The organism is Flavobacterium sasangense DSM 21067, from assembly GCF_000686885.1.
Lineage (GTDB): Bacteria > Bacteroidota > Bacteroidia > Flavobacteriales > Flavobacteriaceae > Flavobacterium > Flavobacterium sasangense.
Genome location: NZ_JMLU01000001.1, coordinates 75,569 through 102,220 on the forward strand (window position 1 = coordinate 75,569; position 26,652 = coordinate 102,220).

The following is a 26,652-nucleotide window of genomic DNA, read 5'->3' on the forward strand; positions in this document are numbered from 1 at the left end:
TTTATTATTCTTTGTAACTTTTTTGAAACCTCTTACGTATAACAACCAGAACTTTTAAAAAGTAAGGAGAAATTTAGATGAGACAACTTAAAATCACCAAGCAGGTTACCAATCGTGAAACTGCTTCCTTAGACAAGTACCTACAAGAAATTGGAAAAGTTGACCTTATTACTGCTGACGAAGAAGTAGAATTAGCGCAAAGAATTAAAGCCGGAGATCAACGCGCTTTAGAGAAATTAACAAAAGCTAATTTACGTTTCGTAGTTTCAGTAGCAAAACAATATCAAAATCAAGGACTTACACTTCCTGATTTAATTAACGAAGGAAATTTAGGATTAATTAAAGCCGCGCAACGTTTCGACGAAACACGTGGTTTCAAATTTATTTCATATGCCGTTTGGTGGATTCGTCAATCGATTTTACAAGCTTTAGCTGAACAATCTCGTATTGTACGTTTACCGTTGAATAAAATTGGTTCTATCAACAAAATCAACAAAATGTATGCCTTGTTAGAGCAATCTAATGAGCGCGCTCCTTCGGCAGAAGAAATTGCAAAAGAATTAGATATGACGGTAAATGACGTAAAAGAGTCAATGAAAAACTCAGGTCGTCACTTATCAATGGATGCACCTCTTGTTGAAGGAGAAGATTCTAACTTATACGACGTTTTACGTTCAGGTGAATCTCCAAATCCAGATAGAGAATTAATTCACGAATCGTTACAAACGGAAATCGAAAGAGCATTAGAAACATTAACTCCAAGAGAAGCTGATGTGGTTCGTTTGTATTTTGGTTTAGGTGATCAACACCCAATGACTTTAGAAGAAATTGGAGAAACTTTCGATTTAACTCGTGAGCGTGTTCGTCAGATTAAAGAAAAAGCCATTAGAAGATTAAAACACACTTCTAGAAGTAAAATATTAAAAACATATTTAGGTTAATTCCTAAATACAGCAACAACAGTCTAAGACTGTTCGTTTTTTGATTGATGATTGAAACTCCGGCTGATTACCGGAGTTTTATTTTTAAAAGCAACTTCAAAATTCAACATTTGTTATTCATTGTTCATTGTTGAAAACTAAAAATTTTGAATATTCAACTTGGAATTTTGAATGTTGAAATATTTTAAATATTGTACATTTGCACTTAACAACACACACTTTATAAGTTTATGAAAAACACACTTATTGCTCCATCAGTTTTGGCAGCTGATTTTGCTAATTTACAACGCGACATTGAAATGATTAATGCAAGCGAGGCCGATTGGTTTCACATTGATATTATGGATGGCATTTTTGTTCCTAATATTTCTTTTGGAATGCCTGTTTTAGATGCCATCAACAAACATGCTAAAAAAATCATTGACGTTCATTTGATGATTGTTGATCCTGACCGATACATTGCAACTTTCAAAAAATTAGGTGCTGATGTTTTAACGGTTCATTATGAAGCTTGCACGCATTTACACCGAACACTTCAAGCTATTAAAGCTGAAGGAATGAAAGCCGGTGTTGCATTAAATCCACACACAAATGTAGATTTATTAGAAGATGTGATTCAAGATATTGATTTGGTTTGTATCATGAGTGTAAATCCTGGTTTTGGAGGACAATCTTTTATTGAAAATACTTATGCTAAAGTTGAAAAACTAAAAGCATTAATTAATAGAAAAAACGCATCTACTATAATTGAAATAGATGGTGGTGTAACCAATAAAAATGCCAAACAATTAGCTGATGCTGGTGCTGATGTTTTAGTAGCGGGTAGTTACGTTTTTGGAGCTCAAGATCCAATAGCAACTATTGCTGATTTGAAACAAATCACAAAATAATTCAAAAAAGCCTAACACTTTAAAATGTTAGGCTTTTTCATTTAATATTGATCGATTAAGTATTTTATTAAATCGGTTGTAGTTACAATTCCTACCAACAATTCTCCTTCACAAACGGGTAGTGCATGGAACTCTTTTGTAGCTAAAATTTCAGCTGCTTCTTTAATTGTTGTTTCAGGAGAGATAGAAACTATTTTTTTAGCCATTACTTGCTCCACAGTAAACATATTATAAACTGTTGTATCCACAACATCTTCGTCGTCATAAACAGCATCTGCAAAAGAAATACGCAACAAATCCGTATAACTTAACATTCCTATAATCTTATTACTATAAACTACTGGAATGTGCCTTAAGTGGTACTTTTTAAACAAGCTTTCCGCTTTTGTTAAATCATCTGATAAGTTCAACTTCACTACATTTTTTGTCATGATAGTTGACACGGGCACTTTTTGTTTCATAATACCGAAATTTTAATAACATAAAGTTACTCAATATCCCAGTATAAAAACATGATAGATATCAGTATTTTAGACTACAGGAGAAATAAAATATCTTTCATTAAAATTAATCATATGCTTAACTTTCAAGAATATAGATGGAAATTTTGACTTAAACTCATCTGGTGACTCAAAAAAGTACTCCAATAAAACCGCTACAAATTCAAATTGATTTTCATAAGCATAATCTCTTAAAAATCCAGATTCAACTAAGCGATGTTTCATTTCTGGAATTGAAACCACTCGGAATAAATTCTGAAGTGATTCATTAAACAATACAAAAGTAGCTTTGTCACTTTTTAAGGCATAAATATGAAAGGCATGTGTAAACTCGTGCAATCCTAAATTGAGATTATCATTTGAAATATCAATTCCTTCTTTGAAATGTTTCCATGAAAAAACGATAGATTCCAATCTCGGATTGAATTCTCCTTTGTGGTAATTATCATTTTGGGAAGAATAGTAAATATCTGGATAAATGACAATTCTCTTGAAAAGAGGATTCAAATACTCGCGCATCCCAAAGGTTAACATCACATAAGTAGCTGAAATGGTTACTTTCATTTCTTCTGTTACCTCAATATCTCTTCCGTCAAAATCGTAATGAAGAATTAGTTTTGAGACACGATGTTCAAAATAGCGCTTATATTTAGGCTTTAATCGATTATAGAATTGAAAATTAGAAACTAAAATATGCTTTCTAGTATCACTTAACTTTAAAAAATTAATATTAGCAAATACTATTAGAGGTTTTTTATAATTTCGGAGATAAACGATTTCGGCTACATAAAATGCAAAGGAGAAAAATATTACAGCAAAGGGCGCTACCACTATAAACATACCGATATAATCGGCTAAAAATAATTCGTGTTCTACAGGTGGTGGATTCATTTATTTGAGACTATCTTACAAATAACGTAAAAATAATGTGTTTAAAAAAAATAAACGCCAAGAAATCTTGACGTTTATTTGTGACCTCGGCAGGGTTCGAACCTGCAACCCTCAGAGCCGAAATCTGATATTCTATCCAGTTGAACTACGAAGCCTTTTTTTTAGCTAAAAGAGCAAAAGAGGAAAGAATAAAGACCTCAATCTTTTATCTTTGTTCTTTCTTCTTATTTAAACTAATAATTTCTTTACAATTCCAGAAATTACTTTTCCTTCTGCTTGTCCTCCAATTTGAGCTGTTGCTAATCCCATAACTTTTCCCATTGAAGCAATCCCTGAAGCACCAGTTTCTGCAATGATTTTAGCAATGATTGCTTCTACTTCAGCTTCTGATAACTGAGCTGGTAAAAACTTCTCAATTACAGCAATTTGAGCTAATTCTGGTTCTGCTAAATCAGGACGGTTTTGCGTTGTGAAGATTTCAGCACTATCCTTACGCATTTTAACTAATCGTTGTAACATTTTGATTTCTTGATCTTCTGACAAACCATCTCCTGCTCCAGCTTCTGTTTTAGCTAAAATAATTGCCGATTTAATAGCTCTTAGCGCTTCTAAAGCTACACTATCTTTTGCTTTCATGGCTTCTTTCATGTGATCCATGATTTTTGCTTCTAAACTCATATTGTATTTTTTTATTTATTGTAGTTGATTTATGTCCAAACCCTAAAAACAGGTTTTGCAAACATAGTGCAAAGGTAATAAAAAAACCCGAAAATTGCTCTTCGGGTTCCTTTGGGTAGGTTAGTTTGTTGTAGATTTAATCTACATTATCATGTAGGAAAGAATTGTTTGAACGTAATTGAATATCGTCATTACTATCTGTTCCTAAAGACATTCTAGATTGATTACTAGCTGTGTTTGGTGTAGATGTTACATCAAACCCCATTCTTTTATATGCAGGAACTCTTTCAAACTCATCAATTTGCGAAGCGCTGTTGTTGAATTTATGATTGAATTCTTTCATTTTTCTTTTACGTTCTTCAGCTCTAAATTTTAATGTTTCTTCGATTGACATTTCTAAAGGCGACGTGTTATCTAATTGAGCCGCATCTTCAAACTTTTGAACATTCGTTTTCATCGTGAAGTTCAATTCCTCATCGATAGGTTCTTTAACCACTTTGATAGGTTTAGAAGCCACTAATTCTTCTTCTTTTTCTAAGTAATCTTCTAACGAATATTTGATAATTCCGTTTTGATTTACTTCCGTAACTGGAACCACATTAATTGGATCTTTCACTTCCATTTGACGTGTTTCTGGAGTTAACTCAAAAACAATAGTACTCTCTTGAGTTACTTCTTTTACTTCTTCTTTTGTAGCAAATAAATCGAATGAAAAACTGATTTCTTCTTCTTTAGCTACTACAAATTCAGGATCTTTTACTTCGATTTCTCTGATTTGTGGTGTGATAATTTCGAATGTTGGCGCTACATTTGGTGTAATTACCTCAAATTGAACGTCAATATTTTTAATTAATTCAGAAGTTGGTACTAAATCCATTGCTGGAGCTACTGGAGTATGAATTTCAAACTTTGGCTCCTCAACTTCTTCTTCTAAAGTGAAAACGATTTTTTGTTCTACCACTTCATCACAAATAGGATTGATGATGTCCGCTTTAATTTCTTCTACTTTTGGAGTTTCGAAAATTGGATTATTTACTGTAATATTTGAAGCCGCTTTATTCATTAACTCGTGAACAATTTTTTGTTCGTCTTCTAATGAATGAATAATTTTCTTTGGTTCTGTATTTACGATTTCAGCTTGTTGCTCAATGTTAAAACCTGTAGCAATTACTGTTACCGAAATAGCCTCACCTAAAGCTTCCTCCTCACCAACACCCATAATGATATTTGCATTGTAACCAGCTTCAGACTGAATGAAATCATTGATTTCTCCAATTTCATCGATTGTAATTTCGTTAGCTTCATCTGTTCCAGAAACGATTAACAACAACACATTCTTAGCACCTGTAATTTTATTATCGTTCAATAATGGAGAATCTAAAGCGCTTGAAATGGCTTGTTTTGCTCTATCTGAACCAGCAGCAGTTGCCGAACCCATGATTGCTGTTCCGCTATTTGACAATACGGTTTTAGCATCTTTAAGGTCAATATTTTGTGTATAGTGGTGTGTAATTACTTCAGCAATTCCTCTTGATGCAGTTGCTAATACTTCATCTGCTTTTGAGAAACCTGCTTTGAAACCTAAGTTTCCATACACTTCACGTAATTTATTATTATTGATAACAACTAAAGAATCTACTTGCTTACGTAAACGTTCTACTCCAGCTAACGCTTGCTCAGAGCGAACTTTTCCTTCAAATTGAAAAGGAATCGTAACAATACCCACTGTTAAAATGTCGCGCTCTTTTGCCAATTGCGCAATTACAGGAGCCGCACCCGTTCCAGTTCCTCCACCCATTCCTGCGGTGATGAAAACCATTTTGGTGTTGCTGTCCAACATTTTTTCAATTTCGGCAATACTTTCAATAGCAGACTGTTGACCTACTTCAGGATTAGCACCAGCTCCTAAACCTTCTGTTAAGCTAACACCTAACTGAATTTTATTTGGCACAGGACTGTTTTGTAATGCCTGAGAATCAGTATTACAAACTACAAAATCAACACCTTTAATACCTTGTTTAAACATGTGGTTAATGGCATTGCTACCTCCACCACCAACGCCAATCACTTTGATTACGTTAGACTGGTTTTTTGGTAAATCGAATGAAATGTTTCCAAATTCTGACATAGTATCTCCTTTTATTCTGCGTTATCTAAAAATTCTTTAATCTTATCAATGTATTTATCAAAAAACGAACGTTTGATTTTATCATCAGTTGTTTCGTGCTTGATAGGTTGAGTTGCTTTTGGCTCCTCTTTTTCTTCCTCAATAATTGGCTCTTCAACCACTGCTTGAGGACGAACCACTACTACTGGTTCTTCTTTTTTCATTTCTACAAACGGAGTAGCACTTTTGGTATTATTTCTAATACTGTTCATTACTAAACCAACCGCTGTAGCATATAATGGACTTGACAATTCTTCGTCTGAATCTCCTGCTAAATGTTCGTTTGGATAACCAATTCTAGTATCCATTCCTGTGATATATTCTACTAATTGTTTGATATGTTGCAATTGCGCTCCACCTCCAGTTAATACAATACCTGCAATTAGTTTTTTCTTAGGATCTTCGTGTCCGTACAATTTAATTTCAGCATATACTTGTTCAATGATTTCCACAACTCTAGCGTGAATAATTTTTGACAAGTTTTTTAGCGAAATTTCTTTTGGCTCTCTACCTCTTAAACCTGGAATAGAAACAATTTCGTTGTCTTTATTTTCTCCTGGCCAAGCTGAACCAAAACGAGTTTTTAACAACTCCGCTTGTTTTTCGATGATTGAACATCCTTCTTTAATATCTTCCGTAATAACGTTTCCTCCGAAAGGAATAACAGCTGTATGACGAATGATTCCATCTTTAAAAATGGCTAAATCGGTTGTTCCTCCACCTATATCAATTAAAGCAACTCCTGCTTCTTTTTCTTCCTGACTCAATACTGCATCAGCCGAAGCTAATGGCTCTAATGTTAATCCAGATAATTCTAATCCGGCACTTTTGATGCATCTTCCTAAATTACGAATCGAAGCCGCTTGCCCTACCACTACGTGAAAACTAGATTCTAATCTTCCACCGTACATTCCGATAGGTTCTTTAATTTCTGCTTGACCGTCTATTTTAAACTCTTGTGGCAAGACGTGAATAATTTCTTCACCTGGCAACATCGCTAATTTATGAACTTGTCCAATTAACGTATCAATATCAGCATCACCAATTACTTCTTCTGCATTTGGGCGACTGATATAATCACTATGTTGAATACTACGGATGTGTTGTCCTGCAATACCCACCACAACATCATTAATTTTATAACCTGAATCGTTTTCAGCATCGGTAACTGCTTGCTGAATCGATTGAATGGTTTGTGTAATATTATTTACAACACCTCTGTGAACACCTAAACTTTTTGATTTTCCTATTCCTAGAATCTCAAGCTTACCGTATTCATTCTTCTTCCCTATCATCGCTACAATCTTAGTTGTACCGATGTCTAATCCTACTGCAATGTTGTCTTTGTTCATAACTTCTCCTATTTCTTACAAACCACTTGTTGTGTAAACATCAAGTTTACTTCTTTATAATTTTTAATCAATGTATCTTTAATAGCATGATGGTAAAAAGCTTTGTAATTCTTAAACTTTCTTTCCACATTTTTTGGTTGCCCAAATACTATTTTGTAATCATAACTTCTGTTGGTTAACACCACATTTCCAGAAGGCATAATCTTAGCAGCCGTAATGTTTTTGCTTAAAAAATCATCTTTTTTGATTTCGTTAAACAACTTCAAAAATGGCTTACAATTTTCTTCACTTATTGCGCCGACAACCAGCGGAACACGTGCTGAAAAATTCTCCGACAATGACATCCTATCTCCTTTTGAATCAAGATAGTAACTATCAGCATCAGTAATAACTCTTACGATTGGGGTCTTTTGAGTAATACGCGTATTTAGAAATCCGTCTACTGTTGAAAAAACTTGAGCTTTTTCAATCATCTCGTGATCATCGAGAACAGTTTCTAAAGTATTCAAATCTACTTTATCTTTTTGTATTGATGAAGTACCTCCTAAATTTTGTATTAACAAGTTATTAACCATTTCATGTGTTAAAAACATATTCTCATTCGACTCAAATTTGATATCTATCTTACTGATTTTACGCTGACTATTTCTCTTTGACGAAAAAGAGTACAGGAAAATCATAGCAAAAATGATTAACACCAATCGAATAGTATGCCAATTAATTCTTCTCATGAAGCGCTTTTTTTAGGTCTTTTACTAACTCACCAATGTCGCCCGCACCTATCGTTACAAACACATCAGCATCTGAATTTTCAAAAGCCGTGAACAACTCGTCTTTGCTGACTAATTTCTTATTTGGATTGCTAATTTTATTCAACAACCAAGTCGAATTTACACCTTCCATTGGCAACTCGCGAGCTGGATAAATTTCCAATAATAAAATCTCATCAAATTGACTTAAACTTTCGGCAAAACCATCTACAAAATCTTTCGTTCTACTGAACAAATGCGGTTGAAAAGCAGCGATGATTTTCTTACCAGGATACAATTCACGAACCGCTTGATGCACCGCGTTAATTTCGGTTGGATGGTGAGCATAATCATCAATATAAACCAATTTTTCTTCTCTAATTTGGAACGAAAAACGTCTTCTTACTCCTTTAAAACTTGCTAATGCTGCAATTATTTTTTCATTGGAAACGCCATACGATTTCGCCATAGCAAAAGCTAATAATGCGTTTGTTAAATTGTGATGACCAGGTAATCCAAATTTTACATTTTGAACTACTTCAGTTGGTGTTTTTACATCGAATACATAAAACCCGTTTTCGATTCGGATATTTTGTGCAGAAAAATCGGCATCATTGTTAACTCCGATAGTATTTCCTTCCAATGGTAATCCTTTGATTACGTATAAATTTTCACTTGGAGTTTTGGCTGCGAATTCTCTAAAAGAATCTTCTATACTTGCTGCATCTCCATAAATATCTAAATGATCCGCATCCATAGAAGTTACGCAAGAAACATTTGGATGCAAATGCAAAAACGAACGATCAAATTCATCTGCTTCCACCACCGTAACCGTTTTTCCCGAACCGATTAAATTGGAATTATAGTTTTCAACAATTCCACCTAAAAAAGCAGTTACATCTACGCCACTTTCATATAAAACGTGACCTAAAATACTCGAAGTTGTTGTTTTTCCATGTGTTCCTGCAACAGCGAAACAATAGGTATCTTTTGTAATGATTCCTAAAACTTCAGCACGTTTCTTAATAGTAAATCCTCTTTCGATGAAATAATTCCATTCGGAATGCGAAACTGGAACGGCTGGCGTTACGATTACTAATGTATTTTCAACATAGAAATCGGTTGGAATTAAGCTGATATTATCTTCAAAATGAATTTCTAAACCGATAGCTTGCAACTCATCTGTTAACTGCGTTGGGGTTTTGTCGTAACCCACTACTTTTTTTCCAATGTATTGAAAATAGCGTGCCAAAGCACTCATTCCGATGCCTCCGATGCCGATGAAATAAACGTTATGTATTTGATTTAGATTCATTTCTTTAGTTAAATTGTTTAACTGTTAATTTGTTTAGTTGATTAGCTTAACTATTTCTTCAACAATATCTTTTGTTGCGTTTGGTTTGGCTAATTTCTTTATGTTTTGACTTAATTCAACTTGTTTGCTTTCGCTTGAAATCAAATCAGAAAAAACCGTTTCAAATTGCGTTTCTAATTCTGACTCTCTGATTAAAATTGCTCCGTTTTTATCTGAAATGGCTTTAGCGTTTTTCGTTTGATGATCTTCAGCCACATTTGGTGATGGAATGAAAATCGTTGGTTTTCCCACAATACATAATTCTGAAACCGATGATGCGCCTGAACGAGAAATTACAACATCTGCAGCAGCGTAAACCAAATCCATTCTATCAATAAAAGCTACTACTTGAACGTTTTCTTTTTCATTATATTTTGAGTAATCGTTCAAATATAATTTTCCGCATTGCCATATGATTTGAATGTTTTGACTCAATAGAAAATCCAATTCTTTTTCAATCAATTGATTGATTCTTCTAGCGCCTAAACTTCCGCCTAAAACCAACAATGTTTTTTTATTTGCATCTAATTTAAAATAAGCGATAGCTTCACTTTTGCTTGCTTCGTTAATCAAATCTTGACGCACTGGATTTCCAGTTAAAATCATTTTATCTTTTGGAAAAAATCGTTCCAAATTTTCGTAAGCGACACAAATTTTATTCGCTTTTTTAGCCAATAATTTATTCGTGATTCCAGGATACGAATTTTGTTCTTGAATTACTGTTGGAATACCCAACATCGAAGCCACTTTCAAAACGGCACCGCTGGCAAAACCTCCCGTTCCAATTACAACATCAGGTTTAAAATTTTTGATAATTCGGAATGAATTCCACATACTTGAAAGCAGTTTGAATGGAAACATCGCGTTATCTAAAGTTAATTTTCGTTGAATTCCCGAAATCCACAATCCTTTAATCGCATAACCCGCTTGAGGCACTTTTTGCATTTCCATTTTATCTTTGGCACCTACAAAAAGAAACTCCGCTTCAGGAAAACGAGATTTTAATTCGTTCGCAATCGCAACGGCTGGATAAATATGTCCGCCAGTTCCGCCTCCGCTTATTATGAATCTTGGTTTTTTCATTATTTTTTATTTAAAACTGCGTTCATTGGATTTTGTCCGTTTACTAGCACATCTCCGTTTTCATCTTCGATTAAAGATTCTCTAATCGAACTTTTAATATCGTTTATTTTTTGCTGATTTTCATCGGCATCTTTCTCTTCATTCAAGGCTACTTGCGCATCGATAATTTGCTGTAAAGCTTCATCTCGTTTGCGTTTTTCTTCTAAGTCTAAAGCAACTTCTTCTTCTTTCTTGGTAACACTTAAAATAATTCCGACAGCGATACATGTCATCCAAATCGAAGTTCCTCCACTACTAATCAATGGTAAAGGTTGCCCTGTTACTGGCAATAATTCTACAGCAACTCCCATATTCACAAATGCTTGGAATATGATTGGAAATCCGAGTCCGATGATTAATAATTTTCCGAATAAACTCGAAGCCTTTTGAGCATTGATGACAAATCGAATTAACAATAATAAATACAATCCAATGATGGTTACTGCACCAACCAATCCCCATTCTTCAACAATAATTGCAAAAATAAAATCGGAAGAAGATTGCGGTAAGAAATTTTTCTGAACACTTTTTCCTGCTCCTAATCCAATTACTCCACCTGAAGCGATGGCGATTTTTGCTTTTTCAATTTGGTAATCATCTTCATTTGGCGTGTCTTTTGTAAAACGCTCGATACGATTTTCCCAAGTATTTACACGACTAAAAAACTTATTATCTGGAAAAGCTTTTGCTAATAATATAAACAACAACATGGCTGAAACTCCCATCGCTAAAACATATCCCAAATATTTTAAAGGATATTGTCCGATAAAAATTAACATGCAAATCATCGCAAAAATTAAGGCTGTTGTTGAAAAATTGGCAGGTAAAATCAACACTAAAACTCCTCCAACAGGCACCCATAGTTCTAAAAATGATTCCTTAAACGAATATACTTTATCGCTAACTTTTGCTAAATAGCGCGCTACATAAACCATTATAACAATAAATGCCAAAGTAGAAGTTTGAAAACTTACTCCCACAAATGGAATTTGAATCCAACGACTTGCATTTGCTCCACCAATTTCTGTTCCTTTAAACAATGTGTAAACCAACAATAAGGCTACTAAAGGAATTCCAAAAATAGACAAGGCTTTGAAGTAATGATAGGGCATTTTGTGAATCCAATAAATGATTCCAAACCCCAACAAAACATGGATAGCATGTTTAATTAAATGTCCGATTGTAGTTCCGTTTCCAATAACGTAAACCAAATTAGTACTAGCACTATACACTGGTAAAAAAGAGACCAAAGCCAATAGAAAAACTATGGCCCAAATGGTTTTATCTCCTCGTATTTTACCAATGATATCGAACATTTTTATGCGTTATTATAAATTATAAATGGCTTGTTTAAATTGTTTTCCCCTGTCTTCGTAGTTTTCGAATAAATCGAAACTTGCACATGCTGGTGATAACAAAACGCTATCTCCTTTTTCTGCTAAACGCTGCGCCAATTGAACGGCTTCAGACATAGAAGTTGTTTCTACCATTACATCCACCACATTATTAAATGCGTTAATGATTTTTGTATTATCAACACCCAAACAAACGATAGCTTTAACTTTTTCACGAACTAATGGCATTAATTCATCGTAATCATTTCCTTTATCAACACCACCTACAATCCAAACGGTTGGAGTATTCATACTATCTAAAGCATAAAAAACCGAATTCACATTCGTAGCTTTAGAATCGTTAATATATTGTACCCCTTGAATTTTCAATACTTTTTCTAATCGGTGCTCTACTCCTTGGAAATTAGTCAAACTTTCTCTGATAGTTTGTTTTCTAATGTTCAACAATTGTGCTACAGCTGTTGCTGCCATTGCATTTTTAATGTTGTGTTTTCCTTCTAGTGCTAGTTCGTTGATTGGCATAGTAAATACTTCGTTTTTAATGGTACTGTTGATGTTGTTATCTTCTATATATCCTCCATCATTTTCAGGTTTTCCTGTTAATGAAAAAGGAACTTTATTTGCTTTAATCTTGTTATTTTTTAACCAATTTTGAATCGCTTCGTCTTCATTGTCATATATCAAATAATCGGCTTCTGTTTGATTTTTTGTAATTCTGAACTTAGAATTGATGTACAAATTGTAATCGTAATTGTATCTATCTAAATGATCTGGACTAATGTTTGTAATAATCGCAATATGTGGCTTGTAATTGATGATTCCATCTAATTGAAAACTACTCAACTCTAACACATAAATATCGTGCTTGTTTTCGGCTACTTGCCAAGCGAAGCTTTTCCCAATATTTCCAGCTAATCCAACATTCAATCCACCTTGTTTTAACAAATGATACGTCAAAAGCGTTGTAGTTGTTTTTCCGTTACTTCCTGTGATTCCCACTGTTGTTGCATCCGTAAATTGAATAGCAAACTCGATTTCAGAAATTACTGGAATTCCTTTCTCGATTAGCTTTTTAACAATCGGTGCTTTTTCGGGAATACCTGGACTTTTCATTACTACATCGGCATTCAGAATTAATTCTTCTGTATGCTTTTCATCTTCCCAAGGGATTCCATTAATGGTAAGAACTTCTTTGTAATTTTCTTTTATTTTTCCAAAATCCGATACAAAAACATCATATCCTTTTTTCTTTCCTAAAATGGCGGTTCCTACTCCACTTTCGCCTCCGCCTAAAACTACCAGTCGCATCTTATCTTAATTTTAAAGAAACCAGTGAGAAAATCGCTAATAGAATTCCAACAATCCAAAAACGCGTTACGATTCTACTTTCGTGATAACCTTTTTTCTGATAGTGGTGGTGCAATGGTGACATTAGGAAAACTCGTCTTCCTTCGCCGTATTTCTTTTTGGTGTATTTGAAATAACTCACTTGAATCATTACCGATAAATTTTCGGCTAAGAAAATTCCACAAACTACCGGAATCATTAATTCTTTACGAATAGCAATTGCAATTACCGCGATAATTCCACCAATAGTTAAACTTCCTGTATCTCCCATGAATACTGATGCTGGATACGCGTTATACCAAAGGAATCCAACTAAAGCTCCAACGAAAGCAGCAATATAAATCGTCATTTCACCCGAATTTGGAATATACATGATGTTCAAATAATCTGAGAAAATGATATTACCCGAAACGAAAGTGAACAATCCGAGCGTAAGTACGGAAATTGCGGAAGTTCCTGCGGCCAAACCATCGATTCCGTCAGTTAAATTAGCACCGTTTGAAACAGCTGTGATGATTAAAATTACCATTGGAATAAAAATCAACCAAGCGTAATCTTTGTAATTATCACCCATAAATGATAATACTTCTGCGTAATCGAATTCGTTATTTTTGAAAAACGGAATGGTAGTCGCAGTAGATTTTTCTTCTAAATCTGCTGGTTTTATGTTGTTTTCGATTTTTACTCTTGATGTTAAAGTGTCTTTACGAACCGTTACATCTGGACTCAAATACAAAACAGTTCCAACGATTAAACCTAAACCAACTTGCCCAATAACTTTGAAAATTCCTTTTAAACCTTGTTTATCTTTCTTGAAAATTTTGATATAATCATCAATGAAACCGATAGTCCCCATCCAAAGCGTGGTTACAATCAATAAAATGATGTAAATGTTATTCAACTTCGCCAATAACAAAACCGGAATTAATGTCGCCAAAATAATTATGATTCCTCCCATTGTTGGCGTTCCAGCTTTTGCAGTTTGACCTTCTAAACCAAGTTCGCGAACGGTTTCACCTACTTGTTGGTTTCTCAAATAGTTGATGATTTTTTTACCGTAAATCGTAGCAATTAACAATGACAAAATAAAAGCTAATGCCGAGCGAAAAGTAATGTATTGAAACACTCCTGCTCCAGGAACATCAAAGGCTTTGTCTAAGTATTGAAAGATGTAGTATAACATATTGTTTGCTTAGTTTTAAAGGTTAATTATTGGCTTTTATTTATTTAATTGTTGTAATAATTCTGTTACTATTTTTAAATCGTCGAAATCATGACGGACTCCGTTAATTTCTTGATACGTTTCATGACCTTTTCCTGCGATTAAAATAATATCGTTTGGATTTGCCAATTGACAAGCGGTTTTAATAGCTTGTTTTCTATCTAAAATGGAAACCGTTTTCTTGAAATTTTGAGGCTCTACTCCTTTTTCCATTTCTTCGATAATCGTTTCTGGATTTTCGGTTCTTGGATTATCTGACGTAAAAATGGCTTTGTCGCTCATTGATGAAGCAATGTTTGCCATAATTGGTCTTTTTGTTTTATCTCTATCGCCACCACAACCTACAACTGTGATTAATTGTTCGTTTTTGGTGCGAATATCTTCTATCGTTTTTAATACATTTTCCAATGCATCAGGCGTATGAGCATAATCTACAATTGCTGTGATTTTTGAATCGGAAACTATAAATTGAAAACGTCCAGAAACACTTTCTAATTCTGAAAGTAAGCGTAAGGCTTCTGTCTTTTCGATTCCTAATTCTACTGCTACTCCGTAAATGGCTAATAAATTATAAGCGTTAAACGATCCAATTAATTTCACCCAAACTTCGTTATCATTAATTTTTAGTAACAGTCCTGATAATTGGTTTTCTAAAATTTGAGCTTTGTAATCAGCATACGATTTTAAAGCATAAGTCAATTTCTTAGCTTTTGTATTTTGAAGCATTACCAAACCGTTTTTGTCATCGATATTGGTAATCGCAAAAGCTGATTTTGGTAAATTATCGAAGAACGATTTTTTTACATCTCTGTATTCAGCAAACGTATTGTGGTAATCTAAATGATCGTGTGATAAATTGGTAAAAACACCACCTTCAAAACGCAACGCTTCTGTACGTTTTTGATGAACGCCATGCGAAGAAACTTCCATAAAGCAAAATTCGCAACCTTCTTGCACCATCAAATCCAAATACTTGTTGATAGTTAAAGAATCTGGCGTTGTATGTGTGGCTTTGAATTCTTGTTCGTCAACCATAATTTTTACGGTTGATAACAATCCTACTTTATAACCTGCTTTTTTGAATAATTGATATAATAAAGAAGCAATCGTTGTTTTACCATTTGTTCCTGTTACACCAACTAATCTGATATTTTCTGAAGGATTTTCGTAGTAATTAGCTGCTAAAAAAGCCAACGCTTCGTTAGAATCTTTTACTTTAATATAAGTAACGCCGTTTACAATTACACTTGGGAATTCTTCACAAATTACAGCAATTGCGCCAAGACTTAATGCTTTTTCAATATAATCATGACCATCAGAAAGTGTTCCTCTGATGGCTACGAAAACATCGTTCAATTCAATTTTTCTCGAATCGAATTCAATTTTTGAAACAGTAATATCGGTAGCTCCATGAACTGCTTCAATGTGTACTTTATATAATATGTCTTTTAATTGCTTCACGATAATTCGATTATGATAGTTTGGTTTTTGTTAAAAGCTTGTCCCGATGTTAGTGATTGTTTTTTCACTCTTCCCACACCTATAACTTTTACTTTTAATCCTAAATTTTCTAATAAAGCCACTGCATCCATTCCTTCCATTCCTTTTACATTTGGCACAATTCGCTCTTCTTTTTCTACTTTTTTATAATACTCTGAGTAGTTTTTTTCTTGAGAAACTACTTTAGCATCGATGTTTTTTACATGATTTGTTGACGGAGAATCCGTAAATATTTTTTGTGCGATTCTTTTAAAAACAGGTCCAGCAACATCCGCTCCGTAATATCCCGCGGCAACATTTGGTTTGTGAACTACTACGATGCAAGAATATTTAGGTTCGTCCGCTGGAAAATACCCCACAAAAGAAGAAGCATAATATAATTTCGATTTGTCTTTATAATTCACTTGAGCAGTTCCTGTTTTTCCAGCCATTGAGAAATCTTTGGAATACAATTTAGAACCCGTTCCTTTTCTTACCACGTTTTCCAAAACCGCATGAACTTTATCCAAAGTTTCTTGTGAACAAATTTTCGGGTTGATAACTTGTGTATCAAATTTCTTAATGGTTTTGTTCCACTCTTTGATTTCGCTAACAAAAATTGGTTTTACCATCACTCCGTCATTAGCAACCGCATTATATAATGTTAAAGTTTGCAATGGTGTAACGGATAATCCGTAACCAAAAGCCATCCAAGGCAATGCTACTCCCGACCAACGATTTGTTCCTGGTTGAGGAATAACCGGAATTCCTTCTCCTTTTATTGGCAAACCAAGAGGTTTGTTCAATCCATAACTATTTATTCTGTCTACGAATTGTTTTGGATTATTTTTATAACTCTCGTAAACCGATTGCACTAAAACAGTGTTTGATGAAACTTCAAAACCTCTTGCTAAAGAAATCTTACCATAACCTCCTTTATGTGAATCTCTTACTCTTCTTCCGTAATATTGAATTTCGCCACCAAAAGAATTATAAACCGTTCCTGTATCTGCTTTTTTATCATCTAAAACCGCAATCAAATCCATCAACTTGAAAGTCGAACCTGGCTCATGCGACTCGGTAATCGCGTAATTTTGTGTTTCATAATACGACCCATCCTCAGCTCTTCCTAAATTTGAAATCGCTTTGATACGACCTGTTTTGGTTTCCATTACTACCACACAACCGTGATCGGCGCTGTAATGTTCTAATTGTTTCAACAAGGCATGATGGGCAATATCTTGAATGTAAACATCAATCGTTGAAATAATATCGTAACCATCTTGTGGCTCTTTTTCGTTTACATCATTAATAGGTTTCCACTGATTTTTTGCGATTTTTTGCATCATTCTGTGGCCATTTTTACCGTTTAAATAATCGCGGAAAGCGTACTCTAAACCTTTACCATCTTCGTTTGAACGTTCGTAACCGATAGTTCTTTTTGCTACCAAACCGATTGGATGTTCTCTCACAATTTTTTGCTCAATAATCAATCCTCCTTTATTAGCTCCTTTATTAAATAATGGAAATGATTTGATTCGCATTTGCTCAGTATAGCTCAACTTTTTTGCGATAAATAAATAGCGACTTTTATTTGCACGTGCTTTTTGCAATTTTGCTTGATAATGTCCGGATGATTTTCCAAACATCACTGAAAGTGAATCCGAAAGCGCTTGAATATTTTCTTTGAAAAGTTCTGATGAAGGCGCTACAGCATCGAAATAAATTGAATATTCTGGAATTGATGTAGCTAATAAACTTCCATCTGCCGAATAAACATTTCCTTTATTTGCTGGAATAGTGAAATTTTTAACGGTTCTTTCTTTAGCTAACTTTCGGTAATAAGGTCCTTCAACCCATTGAATATTGTTGAGTTTTATCAATATCAAAACAGCCATCACGAGAAACATGAAAGCTACAAAATACATGCGGTACGATATTTTTTTATCTTCTACTGCCATATTTTCAATTTATCCCAAAAACTCTTATTGTTTTCTTTATCTTCAACTACTATTTTCACAGGTGGCACTTCAGAAGGATAGATTTCGCGAGCTTCCATTTTTTTAGCCACTGTAGATTCCATTTTTAACTTCATCAATTCCGAACGACGATCAACAAATTCAGAACGCAGTTCTTTTACTTGATTGGTTAATTCGGTAATTCGGTAATTTTTTGCATCGTATTGATGATTGTTTGCAATAGCCATCATTCCTAAGATTACCAAAAAAACGATGAATTTCCAGTTCTTAAGAGCGTCATCACTTATAAGAAATTTTGCTTTTAGTAAACTGTAGATTCCGTCTTTCATGTACTGCTATATTTTTTCCGCTACTCTTAGTTTTGCACTTCGTGCTCTGTTGTTTGATGCTATTTCCTCTTCTGTAGGAACAATTAATTTTTCAATGATTTTGAAAGGAACTTTAAAATTTCCGAAGAAATCTCTTTCGGGTTCTCCTTCAAACATGCCGTTTCGCATGTAACGTTTTACCAATCTATCTTCTAGTGAGTGATACGAGATAACACTCAATCGACCTCCGGGTTTTAGAATTTCTAATGACTGCTCTAAAAACTCTTTCAACACATCCATTTCTTGATTCACTTCAATACGAATGGCTTGGTATATTTGAGCTAAAATTTTATTGCTTTTATGTCCAGGTAAAAATTTCGCTAATACTTTTTTCAATTCGTCCGAATTACGGATTTCTTTATCTTTTCGAGCGGTTACGATTACATTTGCCATCGCTCTGGCGTTTTTTAACTCGCCATAATCGAACAACACTCTTGCAATATCTTGTTCATCGTATTCGTTTACTACGTGATACGCACTGATATCGCCTTTTTGATTCATTCGCATATCCAATTCGGCATCAAATCGGGTTGAAAAACCTCTTTCAGCTACATCAAATTGGTGTGATGAAACGCCTAAATCAGCCAAAATTCCATCTACTTGCTTGATTCCATGGAAACGTAAAAAACGTTTTATGAATCTGAAATTCTCATTAATTAAAGTAAATCGCTCGTCGTCAATTGCATTTTTTAAAGCATCTAAATCTTGGTCAAAAGCGAATAATTTCCCTTTTTCTCCCAAACGACTCATAATTTCTCTCGAGTGACCGCCACCACCAAAAGTAACATCCACATACACACCATCAGGATGAATATCCAATCCATCAACTGTTTCTTTTAACAATACTGGATTATGATATTCCATCTTCGTCGTCATTAAAATTACCCATTACTTCTTCTGCCAAATCTGCGAAATCACCCACAGCGTTTTCAATCGCATTTTCGTATTTATCTTTATCCCAAATCTCGATAATATTGATAGCTGAATTCAACACAATATCTTTATCAATTTGAGCAAAAACCACTAAATCTTTCGGAATTAAAAGTCGCCCTGTCGCATCAATCTCAATCATTTTAACTCCTGCTGTAAATCTTCTGATAAAATCGTCATTCTTTTTATTGAAACGATTTAGTTTATTGATTTTCAACATCATTTTATTCCATTCCTCCATCGGAAACAACTCCAAACAAGGCTGAAAAACCGAACGTTTTAACACGAAACCTTCCTCTAAAGAACCCAATTGTTTCTTTAGCGAAGTAGGCAGCATCAGCCTTCCTTTGGCATCCACTTTACACTCGTATGTTCCGATTAATGTTTTCAACTTTTTTTTTCGATTAGAATATGGACAAATTTAGAAATTTTTTACCACTTTTTACCACAAACTACCACTTTGTTAATAAGTTTTTGAATTTTAAAACATGATTTTCCACTTTTAACAAAACATTATTTGCAAAATCAAGATTTCAGAAGAATTTAACCATTAAAACCGACCGATGTCTTTTTTTGTGTTTTTGTTAAAATTTGAATAAAATTGTTGATAACTAACATTTTACAATTCTTAAAATCCAGAAAATATCTGTAATATTTTTTTCTTTACTTTCTTCAATAAAATAGTATATTTGTCAATCATTAGAACTAATACCTTAAGTGGAATTTATGTTAAAAAAAGAAAAAAAATACACCTATTTTGAAGCTGGCGAAGGAACCCCAATAATCATTCTTCATGGTTTAATGGGCGGCTTGAGTAATTTTGATGGTGTAGCTAATTTTTTCCCTCCTAAAGGATACAAAGTGGTGATTCCTGAATTACCAATTTACACGCAAAATATTTTAAAAACCAACGTCAAAGCCTTTTCCAAGTTTGTCAAAGACTTTGTAGTTCATAAAGGATTTGATCAAGTAATTCTTGTCGGAAACTCGTTAGGTGGACACATTGGATTGTATTTTACTAAAATGTATCCAGAACTTGTAAAAGCATTAGTAATTACTGGAAGTTCAGGTTTATATGAAAGCGGAATGGGAGAAAGTTACCCAAAACGTGGTGATTACGAATACATCAAGAAGAAAGCTGAAGATGTGTTTTACGACCCAGCGATTGCAACTAAAGAAATTGTTGACGAAGTTTTTGCAACGGTTAATGATAGAATCAAATTGATTAAAACTTTAACGATTGCTAAGAGCGCTATTCGTCATAACATGGCAAAAGATTTACCAAAAATGACCACTCCAACTTGCATTATTTGGGGTAGAAATGATAAGGTGACACCACCAAATGTAGCTGAAGAGTTTGATAAATTATTACCTAATTCAGAATTGTTTTGGATTGACAAATGTGGACATGCTGCCATGATGGAGCATCCAGAAGAGTTCAATCAAATTTTGTTTGATTGGTTACAAAAGAAGAATTTATAATAGTTCCCCTTTTTGGGGAATTTTATTTTATAGCCTATGAAATCACCACTAACAAACTGTTTACGTAAGTAAACTCCAATTATTAAAAAGGTGATAACATATGTTACCGCTAAAAAATAAAATTTAAACATATGAAAATTAATACCGCCGAATTCGTAATTAGTAATTCAGAAGTAGACAAATGTCCAAAGGACCGCTTACCTGAATACGCTTTTATTGGTCGTTCCAATGTGGGAAAATCATCCTTGATTAACATGTTGACGAATCATAAAAATTTGGCAAAGACCTCATCAAAACCAGGAAAAACGCAGTTAATTAATCACTTTAAAATCAACAACAATTGGTTTTTAGTGGATTTACCGGGTTATGGTTATGCCCGAGTTTCTAAGAAAACGAAAGCCGTTTTCCAACAATTTATTATGGATTATTTTGAGCGAAGAGAGCAACTAGTTTGTGCTTTTGTTTTAATTGACATTCGATTAGAAGCTCAAAAAATCGATTTAGAATTCATGGAATATTTAGGCGAAAGCGAAATTCCGTTTGCCATTATTTTTACCAAATCAGATAAATTGGGAAAAAACAAAGTCAACAATCATGTGGAAGCTTATAAGAAACAATTATTAGCAGGAGATTGGGCTGAAATGCCTCCATATTTTGTTACCTCATCATTGGAAGCCATTGGTAGAGAAGGAATTTTAGAATATATCAATCAAATTAATGAAGATATTTTTAAAGATAATGGATTTGTTTAAAAAATAAACAAAATAAAAAAGTCGCTAGAAATAGCGACTTTTTTTTATGCTTTTAAATCCATTTTTTCAGCGAAGTAATCACAGAAATCACGCATGGTATCTGACATTTTCTCATCAGTAGTAGCGCGTTGAAACGTATCTGCCATTGCTACTAGAGTTTGATGGAAAAATTGTTTCATTTCGTCTACTGGCATATCTTTTGTCCATAAATCTATACGAAGTGTTTCTTTTGCTTTGCTATCCCAAACTGACAATAACATTGCTTTTGCTTCTTCTTGCTCTACGCCACCATCTTGTGCTGTCCACAATAATTTGTCTGGAACGTTATTTTCGTCTAATCCTACGGTGATTTTTATATCGGATGTTTTCATATGTTTTATTGTTTCTTTGGTTTGTATTTTGAATTATCGAAGATGGTTTTAGCATCCATTGCTAATAATTCTTGTAATGTTACTTCTTCGTGGTTTTCCATATAGCTTCTTACGATTTGCCAACCTAACCATTGCCCTACTCTTCCTGGGGTTTGGTTATCAATTTCTAAATAGAATTTCGAAAAAGGAGCTGGTTTTATAAAACGTAATTCGTTCTTTGGATTAGAATCGAACAATAATTTGTTTTCGACTAAATTACTCCACATAAAATATTCGTTTTCTTGACAGAACTTGATTTGCATATCGGTATAACCAATTTTATCCGCATCTGAGTAAAACGGAATCAATTTATCTTTTACATACAATTCTTTTCCGTAATAAATCATTGCAGATAATAAAGTTCTATCAGTTGGAGGTGCAATTTTTCCATAACAGAACGTTGAAACTAAATCGGGTAAAATTTGATTTGGTTCTAAACTTTGCTTTTTATATTCAGGAAAATCCACATAAAAACGGTGTTCCTTTCCTAAATAACAATCTAAAGACACCAAAGCTAATGTATCTACATAAAAAGATTTTGCTTCCGTATCTACTTCATTAATTAAGGTAATTACTCTTGGTGTTTTGAATTTTGGAAAATAATACTGCACGTAAGCAAACATTTTTTCCATATCTGCTTCAATAGGACCCAACGTTGGATATTTTATTTGTACTTCTTTGTACAATTCCTTTAGTAAAGGATTTTTTAACTTGTTTACCCAAACAGAATCTGGATTTCCCGCAGGAAAAAAGAACGGATATTGCGCTTTAATTTTATTTAAATCCTCTGGTTTTGATTGATAAAAGATTTGATCGAAACGTTCTACTTTAAATTCAATTGGAATTTTAGCTACGGCTTCCTCTACCTTACTATCTTCTTTACATGAAAATAAAGTAATAGCAACAAGTACAAATAATAATTGCTTCATATAGCGTATTTTTTATATTTTTATCAAATCTAATTTTGGTTTGCAAATATACAGTTATCGACTAATAAATTTTCATAAAAAAATGACAAATTCATCCACATTCCAAGCCGAAAAAATCAATCAACATATTGTAAAATGGTTACTCGATTATTCTACTAACGCAAAAGTTAAAGGTTTTGTTGTGGGAATCTCTGGCGGAATTGACAGTGCTTTAACTTCTACTCTATGTGCGCAAACAGGATTACCAACATTATGTATAGAAATGCCAATTCATCAAGCGGAAAGTCATGTTAATAGAGCTTACGAACATATTGACCAATTAAAAAAACGTTTCTCAAATGTTTTTAACGAAAGAGCTGATTTGACTCCTGTTTTTGAAACGTTTAAAAATCAAGTTCCGGCATCAGAGAATGAAGCTGTTTTGAATTTATCTTTAGCCAATACTCGTGCACGTTTAAGAATGACTACTTTATACTATTTTGCTGGATTACATGGATTTTTAGTAGCAGGAACTGGCAACAAAGTAGAAGATTTTGGTGTTGGATTTTTTACAAAATACGGTGATGGCGGAGTTGATGTTAGTCCGATTGCGGATTTAGTAAAAAGCGAAGTTCGCTTACTTGCTGAATTTTTGAAAGTTCCTGAAAGCATCTTAAAAGCCAAGCCGACAGATGGTTTATTCGGCGATGATAGAAGCGATGAAGATCAAATTGGAGCAAATTATGATGAATTAGAATGGACGATGAGCCAAATGGAAAAAGGAAAAACTATTGAAGATTTTTCTGGAAGAGAAGCTGAAGTGTTCAAAATCTACAAAAGACTGAATACTATTAACCAACACAAAATGAACCCTATACCAATTTGCAGAATCCCGAAAGACCTTAAATAATTATCTTTATAATTAACAAGTAATTACATTTTTTTTAGTAACTTTGGTGATAAAGTATGAATAATATAATTTTTTAGTTATGACAAAAATAGGTATAGCAGACAGTTTGCCAGTTGTAGTCCATGGATTACAATCATATTTTCATGGTAATACTAAAATGGAAGTTATTGGATCAGCTAAAAACTTAGAATCTTTACTTTCACTTTTAGAGACAAAACGTTTTGATATCCTTCTTCTTGATGTTGAGTTAGAAGGTTTATCTAGCATTAGAGATATTAAAAGTTTATTGAAAGATTTTCCTGAAACTAAAATTATCCTTTTTACTGACGTTTCTGAACAAATGTATGCGCCAACTGCCATTAAAGCTGGGGTTTCGGCTTATGTTTCTAAACGAAGTGATTTAAAAGAACTAGAAGGTACAATTTCAAAAGTATTGGAAGGGAAAGTTGTTTTCAGCGAAACCGTTAAGAAAAGCATTGAAATGCTGAGTAAAGGCAAAAAATCGGAGCGATTGTTTAAAAAATTATCTACGAGAGAAATTGAAGTACTTCGTTACCTAAATGATGGTAAGAAAAACAAAGAAGTAGCCCAAATTCTAGGTTTAGATGAAAAAACAATCAGTACGTATAAATTGCGTTTGTTGGCTAAATTAAATGTAACCAACTTAGTGGATTTATTGAAAAAAGCAAAAGATTTAGATGTAATTTAATTGTATCTTGAAAGAACTCTACCCAAGTTTTTAGAAAAGATATGTGTTAACCCCAAATAAGCCATTACCATTTCCAGAGTTTCTGAGTTATCAGAATTTTCGTCGGTTGAAATTGAATTTTTCAAATCGTCGATAATGTTATTGACTAAATACCATCGCAATGTGATAATCGTCTCGGTTACGTATTGGCTTATGGTGGTTTCTTTTTGTTTTACATAAATTTGCTGTACTTCCCAATTGTGTAATACCTCACGTTCTTCGTTCATAAGAATCGTGGTGACTTCTTGTGCCAATTCTTCAGGCAATTGCATTAAGTATTTATCCAACTCAAAAACCTCATTTTCATTGAAATACGCAATTAAATGATTAAAAATGGCTTTAAAAATTGGGTTAGCCAATTCTACCTCATCTTCTTGCAAACTTAGATAGATTCGTTGAAAAACTTTATAGTTATTTTGCTCTTTTACTTCAACCATTTCCCCATCTTCATTTTGAGCTAAAATGGTATCTTCAAACTCTACTTCTTTGTCACCATACAACAACAAAATCTGAATGATTTTATGTTCCAATTCGTATTGAATATCTACTTTAGTTGTTGGCTGAGCAATATCGTTTCTAACAACTTCAAAAGCTTTCTGTTCCTCTTTAAATTGTTTATTAGCTTCCGATACATCTTTCTTTACTAATTGCGCTAAGGTATTAAAAAGCACATCTTCGGAAATATCCATGATTCGGGAACATTCCTTAATATAGACTTCTCTTTTAATTCGGTCTGGAATTTTTGAAATACTGATGACCATATCGCGAATTAAATCTGCTTTTTTAATGGGATCATTCTTGGCTTCTTGCATCAATAAAGACGCTTTGAACTGAATGAAATCTTTGGCGTTATCTTCGAAATATTGCAATAAATCTTCATAAGAAGTTTTTCGAGCAAAACTATCAGGGTCATCACCATCTGGAAACGTACACACTTTTACGTTCATTCCAGCTTCCAAAATCAAATCGATTCCACGAATCGAAGCTCGAAGCCCGGCCGCATCACCATCAAAAAGTACAGTAATATTAGGCGTTAAACGATTGATTAAACGAATTTGGTCTGGTGTTAAAGCCGTTCCTGAAGAAGCCACAACATTTTCAATTCCGGCTTGATGCATTTGGATAACATCGGTATACCCTTCAACTAAATAACAATTGTTCAGTTTGGCGATAGATTGCTTCGCATGGTAAATTCCGTATAAAACTTTACTTTTGTGGTAAATATCACTTTCTGGCGAATTTAGGTATTTTGCCGCTTTTTTATCATTGGTTAAAATACGACCTCCAAAACCCAAAACACGACCACTCATGCTTTGAATCGGAAACATCACGCGACCTTTGAAACGGTCGAATTGCTTGTCTTCCTTAACAATTGAGAGTCCGGTTTTATCTAAATATTCTAGTTTATATCCTTTTCCGAGTGCTTCTTTGGTAAAAGCATCCCAAGATTCAGGCGAATATCCTAATCCGAATTTTTTAATTGTTTCGGAAGTAAAACCACGTTCTTTGAAATACGATAATCCGATAGCTTTTCCTTCTTCGGTTTCTAATAAAGTATGATGGAAATATTTCTGAGCGAATTCTGAAACCAAATACATGCTTTCCTTTTCATTGGCTTGCGCTACATCTTCGTCGGTTTGAACTGTTTCTTCAATTTCGATATTGTACTTATTCGCTAAATATTTAATGGCTTCGGGATAGGTAAAATGTTCGTGTTCCATCAAGAAAGTCACCGCATTTCCGCCTTTCCCAGAAGAAAAATCTTTCCAAATTTGCTTTACAGGAGAAACCATAAACGAAGGCGATTTCTCGTTCACAAACGGACTTAATCCTTTCAAATTACTTCCGGCACGTTTGAGTTGTACAAAATCACCAATAACCTCCTCAACTCGGGCGGTTTCAAATACTTTTTCTATGGTGTCTTTTGATATCAAACTTAACGTTAAGGTGTTTAACTGTTGAATTGTTTAGAAAATAAGTCAAATTATGCTTGACAAAATTACATCTCTAAATTTGAAGTGGCAAGTTACAAAGTTTTTGAAAAATATAGCTATTAGCATCTAAATCATTTAAAAACAAAAAAAGCACTTCATATGGCTGAAGTGCTTTTTTAAACAG

25 protein-coding genes and 1 tRNA gene are annotated in these 26,652 nt (G+C 33.7%); 6 read left to right on the forward strand and 20 right to left on the reverse strand.

The window, feature by feature from the left end:
• Positions 1-77: 77 nt before the first annotated feature.
• Together BP92_RS0100360 and rpe are read left to right on the forward strand one after the other, a co-directional pair.
• Positions 78-941, forward strand: coding sequence for a sigma-70 family RNA polymerase sigma factor (locus BP92_RS0100360; RefSeq protein WP_014389330.1), 864 nt, complete (start codon positions 78-80; stop codon positions 939-941).
• Positions 942-1,171: 230 nt separating this feature from the next.
• Entirely contained in the window at positions 1,172-1,831 is a 660-nt protein-coding gene (gene rpe / locus BP92_RS0100365; RefSeq protein ID WP_026724211.1) for a ribulose-phosphate 3-epimerase, read from the forward strand.
• 41 nt (positions 1,832-1,872) lie between these two features.
• Here rpe and BP92_RS0100370 read toward each other — a convergent pair whose 3' ends face one another.
• The 17 genes from BP92_RS0100370 to mraZ form a co-directional block, all read right to left on the reverse strand.
• A complete protein-coding gene (locus BP92_RS0100370; RefSeq protein WP_026724212.1) occupies positions 1,873-2,292 on the reverse strand; it encodes a CBS domain-containing protein in 420 nt (139 codons plus the stop codon).
• A 69-nt stretch (positions 2,293-2,361) separates the two neighbouring features.
• On the reverse strand, positions 2,362-3,222 hold the full coding sequence (locus BP92_RS15560; RefSeq protein ID WP_035692571.1) for a zinc-dependent peptidase: 861 nt from the start codon (positions 3,220-3,222) through the stop codon (positions 2,362-2,364).
• 81 nt (positions 3,223-3,303) lie between these two features.
• A tRNA-Arg gene (locus BP92_RS0100380) sits at positions 3,304-3,377 on the reverse strand.
• 73 nt (positions 3,378-3,450) lie between these two features.
• The gene (locus BP92_RS0100385; RefSeq protein ID WP_026724213.1) at positions 3,451-3,900 is read right to left on the reverse strand and encodes a GatB/YqeY domain-containing protein; all 450 of its coding nucleotides are present in this window, start codon (positions 3,898-3,900) and stop codon (positions 3,451-3,453) included.
• Positions 3,901-4,036: 136 nt separating this feature from the next.
• A complete protein-coding gene (ftsZ, locus tag BP92_RS0100390; protein ID WP_026724214.1) occupies positions 4,037-6,028 on the reverse strand; it encodes a cell division protein FtsZ in 1,992 nt (663 codons plus the stop codon).
• 11 nt (positions 6,029-6,039) lie between these two features.
• Positions 6,040-7,419, reverse strand: coding sequence for a cell division protein FtsA (gene ftsA, locus BP92_RS0100395; protein WP_026724215.1), 1,380 nt, complete (start codon positions 7,417-7,419; stop codon positions 6,040-6,042).
• An 8-nt stretch (positions 7,420-7,427) separates the two neighbouring features.
• Positions 7,428-8,150, reverse strand: a complete 723-nt coding sequence (locus BP92_RS0100400) for a cell division protein FtsQ/DivIB (RefSeq protein WP_026724216.1) — start codon at positions 8,148-8,150, stop codon at positions 7,428-7,430.
• Entirely contained in the window at positions 8,137-9,483 is a 1,347-nt protein-coding gene (gene murC / locus BP92_RS0100405) for a UDP-N-acetylmuramate--L-alanine ligase (protein ID WP_026724217.1), read from the reverse strand. The genes BP92_RS0100400 and murC overlap by 14 nt, the downstream gene beginning before the upstream one ends.
• Before the next feature lie 33 nt (positions 9,484-9,516).
• Positions 9,517-10,605, reverse strand: coding sequence for an undecaprenyldiphospho-muramoylpentapeptide beta-N-acetylglucosaminyltransferase (gene murG / locus BP92_RS0100410; protein ID WP_026724218.1), 1,089 nt, complete (start codon positions 10,603-10,605; stop codon positions 9,517-9,519).
• Positions 10,605-11,960: an FtsW/RodA/SpoVE family cell cycle protein gene (locus BP92_RS0100415; RefSeq protein WP_026724219.1), complete on the reverse strand. Its 1,356-nt coding sequence runs from the start codon at positions 11,958-11,960 to the stop codon at positions 10,605-10,607. Before BP92_RS0100415 ends, murG begins: the two co-directional genes overlap by 1 nt.
• Positions 11,961-11,972: 12 nt before the next feature.
• A complete protein-coding gene (murD, locus tag BP92_RS0100420) occupies positions 11,973-13,307 on the reverse strand; it encodes a UDP-N-acetylmuramoyl-L-alanine--D-glutamate ligase (RefSeq protein ID WP_026724220.1) in 1,335 nt (444 codons plus the stop codon).
• A gap of 1 nt (position 13,308) precedes the next feature.
• Complete coding sequence (mraY, locus tag BP92_RS0100425) at positions 13,309-14,529, reverse strand: phospho-N-acetylmuramoyl-pentapeptide-transferase (RefSeq protein ID WP_026724221.1); 1,221 nt, start codon at positions 14,527-14,529, stop codon at positions 13,309-13,311.
• Between the two features lie 36 nt (positions 14,530-14,565).
• Positions 14,566-16,029 (reverse strand): UDP-N-acetylmuramoyl-L-alanyl-D-glutamate--2,6-diaminopimelate ligase, encoded by a 1,464-nt coding sequence (locus BP92_RS0100430; protein ID WP_026724222.1) that lies wholly within the window; start codon positions 16,027-16,029, stop codon positions 14,566-14,568.
• Positions 16,026-18,008, reverse strand: a complete 1,983-nt coding sequence (locus BP92_RS0100435) for a penicillin-binding protein (protein WP_026724223.1) — start codon at positions 18,006-18,008, stop codon at positions 16,026-16,028. The genes BP92_RS0100430 and BP92_RS0100435 overlap by 4 nt, the downstream gene beginning before the upstream one ends.
• Complete coding sequence (locus BP92_RS0100440; protein WP_026724224.1) at positions 17,999-18,355, reverse strand: FtsL-like putative cell division protein; 357 nt, start codon at positions 18,353-18,355, stop codon at positions 17,999-18,001. The genes BP92_RS0100435 and BP92_RS0100440 overlap by 10 nt, the downstream gene beginning before the upstream one ends.
• A gap of 6 nt (positions 18,356-18,361) precedes the next feature.
• Positions 18,362-19,270, reverse strand: coding sequence for a 16S rRNA (cytosine(1402)-N(4))-methyltransferase RsmH (rsmH, locus tag BP92_RS0100445; RefSeq protein ID WP_211252185.1), 909 nt, complete (start codon positions 19,268-19,270; stop codon positions 18,362-18,364).
• Positions 19,245-19,715, reverse strand: a complete 471-nt coding sequence (gene mraZ, locus BP92_RS0100450; RefSeq protein ID WP_026724226.1) for a division/cell wall cluster transcriptional repressor MraZ — start codon at positions 19,713-19,715, stop codon at positions 19,245-19,247. The genes rsmH and mraZ overlap by 26 nt, the downstream gene beginning before the upstream one ends.
• Positions 19,716-20,050: 335 nt before the next feature.
• Between mraZ and BP92_RS0100455 the strand changes: the two genes are divergently transcribed.
• Both BP92_RS0100455 and yihA read left to right on the forward strand, forming a co-directional pair.
• Positions 20,051-20,806: an alpha/beta fold hydrolase gene (locus BP92_RS0100455; RefSeq protein ID WP_150111840.1), complete on the forward strand. Its 756-nt coding sequence runs from the start codon at positions 20,051-20,053 to the stop codon at positions 20,804-20,806.
• A 131-nt stretch (positions 20,807-20,937) separates the two neighbouring features.
• Positions 20,938-21,558, forward strand: coding sequence for a ribosome biogenesis GTP-binding protein YihA/YsxC (gene yihA / locus BP92_RS0100460; RefSeq protein ID WP_026724228.1), 621 nt, complete (start codon positions 20,938-20,940; stop codon positions 21,556-21,558).
• Between the two features lie 44 nt (positions 21,559-21,602).
• Here the strand turns inward: yihA and gldC are convergent, their stop codons facing one another.
• Both gldC and gldB read right to left on the reverse strand, forming a co-directional pair.
• Complete coding sequence (gene gldC / locus BP92_RS0100465; protein ID WP_026724229.1) at positions 21,603-21,929, reverse strand: gliding motility protein GldC; 327 nt, start codon at positions 21,927-21,929, stop codon at positions 21,603-21,605.
• Positions 21,930-21,934: 5 nt separating this feature from the next.
• A complete protein-coding gene (gldB, locus tag BP92_RS0100470) occupies positions 21,935-22,897 on the reverse strand; it encodes a gliding motility lipoprotein GldB (RefSeq protein WP_026724230.1) in 963 nt (320 codons plus the stop codon).
• A gap of 82 nt (positions 22,898-22,979) precedes the next feature.
• Here gldB and nadE point away from each other — a divergent pair, with 82 nt between their 5' ends.
• Both nadE and BP92_RS0100480 read left to right on the forward strand, forming a co-directional pair.
• Positions 22,980-23,786, forward strand: a complete 807-nt coding sequence (gene nadE, locus BP92_RS0100475) for an NAD(+) synthase (RefSeq protein WP_026724231.1) — start codon at positions 22,980-22,982, stop codon at positions 23,784-23,786.
• A gap of 79 nt (positions 23,787-23,865) precedes the next feature.
• Positions 23,866-24,495, forward strand: a complete 630-nt coding sequence (locus BP92_RS0100480; protein WP_026724232.1) for a response regulator transcription factor — start codon at positions 23,866-23,868, stop codon at positions 24,493-24,495.
• On the opposite strand, the gene dnaG is transcribed toward BP92_RS0100480, so the two are convergent.
• Positions 24,492-26,468: a DNA primase gene (dnaG, locus tag BP92_RS0100485; RefSeq protein WP_026724233.1), complete on the reverse strand. Its 1,977-nt coding sequence runs from the start codon at positions 26,466-26,468 to the stop codon at positions 24,492-24,494. The genes BP92_RS0100480 and dnaG overlap by 4 nt on opposite strands.
• Between the last annotated feature and the right edge of the window lie 184 nt (positions 26,469-26,652).

Coding starts and splice junctions, on each gene's coding strand:
- BP92_RS15560 (WP_035692571.1), bottom strand. CDS start 3,222: ATGAATCCACCACCTGTAGAACACGAATTATTTTTAGCCGATTATATC.
- ftsZ (WP_026724214.1), bottom strand. CDS start 6,028: ATGTCAGAATTTGGAAACATTTCATTCGATTTACCAAAAAACCAGTCT.
- murC (WP_026724217.1), bottom strand. CDS start 9,483: ATGAATCTAAATCAAATACATAACGTTTATTTCATCGGCATCGGAGGC.
- BP92_RS0100385 (WP_026724213.1), bottom strand. CDS start 3,900: ATGAGTTTAGAAGCAAAAATCATGGATCACATGAAAGAAGCCATGAAA.
- rsmH (WP_211252185.1), bottom strand. CDS start 19,270: ATGACGACGAAGATGGAATATCATAATCCAGTATTGTTAAAAGAAACA.
- murD (WP_026724220.1), bottom strand. CDS start 13,307: ATGCGACTGGTAGTTTTAGGCGGAGGCGAAAGTGGAGTAGGAACCGCC.
- ftsA (WP_026724215.1), bottom strand. CDS start 7,419: ATGAACAAAGACAACATTGCAGTAGGATTAGACATCGGTACAACTAAG.
- BP92_RS0100440 (WP_026724224.1), bottom strand. CDS start 18,355: ATGAAAGACGGAATCTACAGTTTACTAAAAGCAAAATTTCTTATAAGT.
- mraY (WP_026724221.1), bottom strand. CDS start 14,529: ATGTTATACTACATCTTTCAATACTTAGACAAAGCCTTTGATGTTCCT.
- BP92_RS0100360 (WP_014389330.1), top strand. CDS start 78: ATGAGACAACTTAAAATCACCAAGCAGGTTACCAATCGTGAAACTGCT.
- BP92_RS0100435 (WP_026724223.1), bottom strand. CDS start 18,008: ATGGCAGTAGAAGATAAAAAAATATCGTACCGCATGTATTTTGTAGCT.
- nadE (WP_026724231.1), top strand. CDS start 22,980: ATGACAAATTCATCCACATTCCAAGCCGAAAAAATCAATCAACATATT.
- BP92_RS0100400 (WP_026724216.1), bottom strand. CDS start 8,150: ATGAGAAGAATTAATTGGCATACTATTCGATTGGTGTTAATCATTTTT.
- BP92_RS0100370 (WP_026724212.1), bottom strand. CDS start 2,292: ATGAAACAAAAAGTGCCCGTGTCAACTATCATGACAAAAAATGTAGTG.
- BP92_RS0100415 (WP_026724219.1), bottom strand. CDS start 11,960: ATGTTCGATATCATTGGTAAAATACGAGGAGATAAAACCATTTGGGCC.
- gldB (WP_026724230.1), bottom strand. CDS start 22,897: ATGAAGCAATTATTATTTGTACTTGTTGCTATTACTTTATTTTCATGT.
- rpe (WP_026724211.1), top strand. CDS start 1,172: ATGAAAAACACACTTATTGCTCCATCAGTTTTGGCAGCTGATTTTGCT.
- murG (WP_026724218.1), bottom strand. CDS start 10,605: ATGAAAAAACCAAGATTCATAATAAGCGGAGGCGGAACTGGCGGACAT.
- BP92_RS0100455 (WP_150111840.1), top strand. CDS start 20,051: ATGTTAAAAAAAGAAAAAAAATACACCTATTTTGAAGCTGGCGAAGGA.
- gldC (WP_026724229.1), bottom strand. CDS start 21,929: ATGAAAACATCCGATATAAAAATCACCGTAGGATTAGACGAAAATAAC.
- BP92_RS0100480 (WP_026724232.1), top strand. CDS start 23,866: ATGACAAAAATAGGTATAGCAGACAGTTTGCCAGTTGTAGTCCATGGA.
- yihA (WP_026724228.1), top strand. CDS start 20,938: ATGAAAATTAATACCGCCGAATTCGTAATTAGTAATTCAGAAGTAGAC.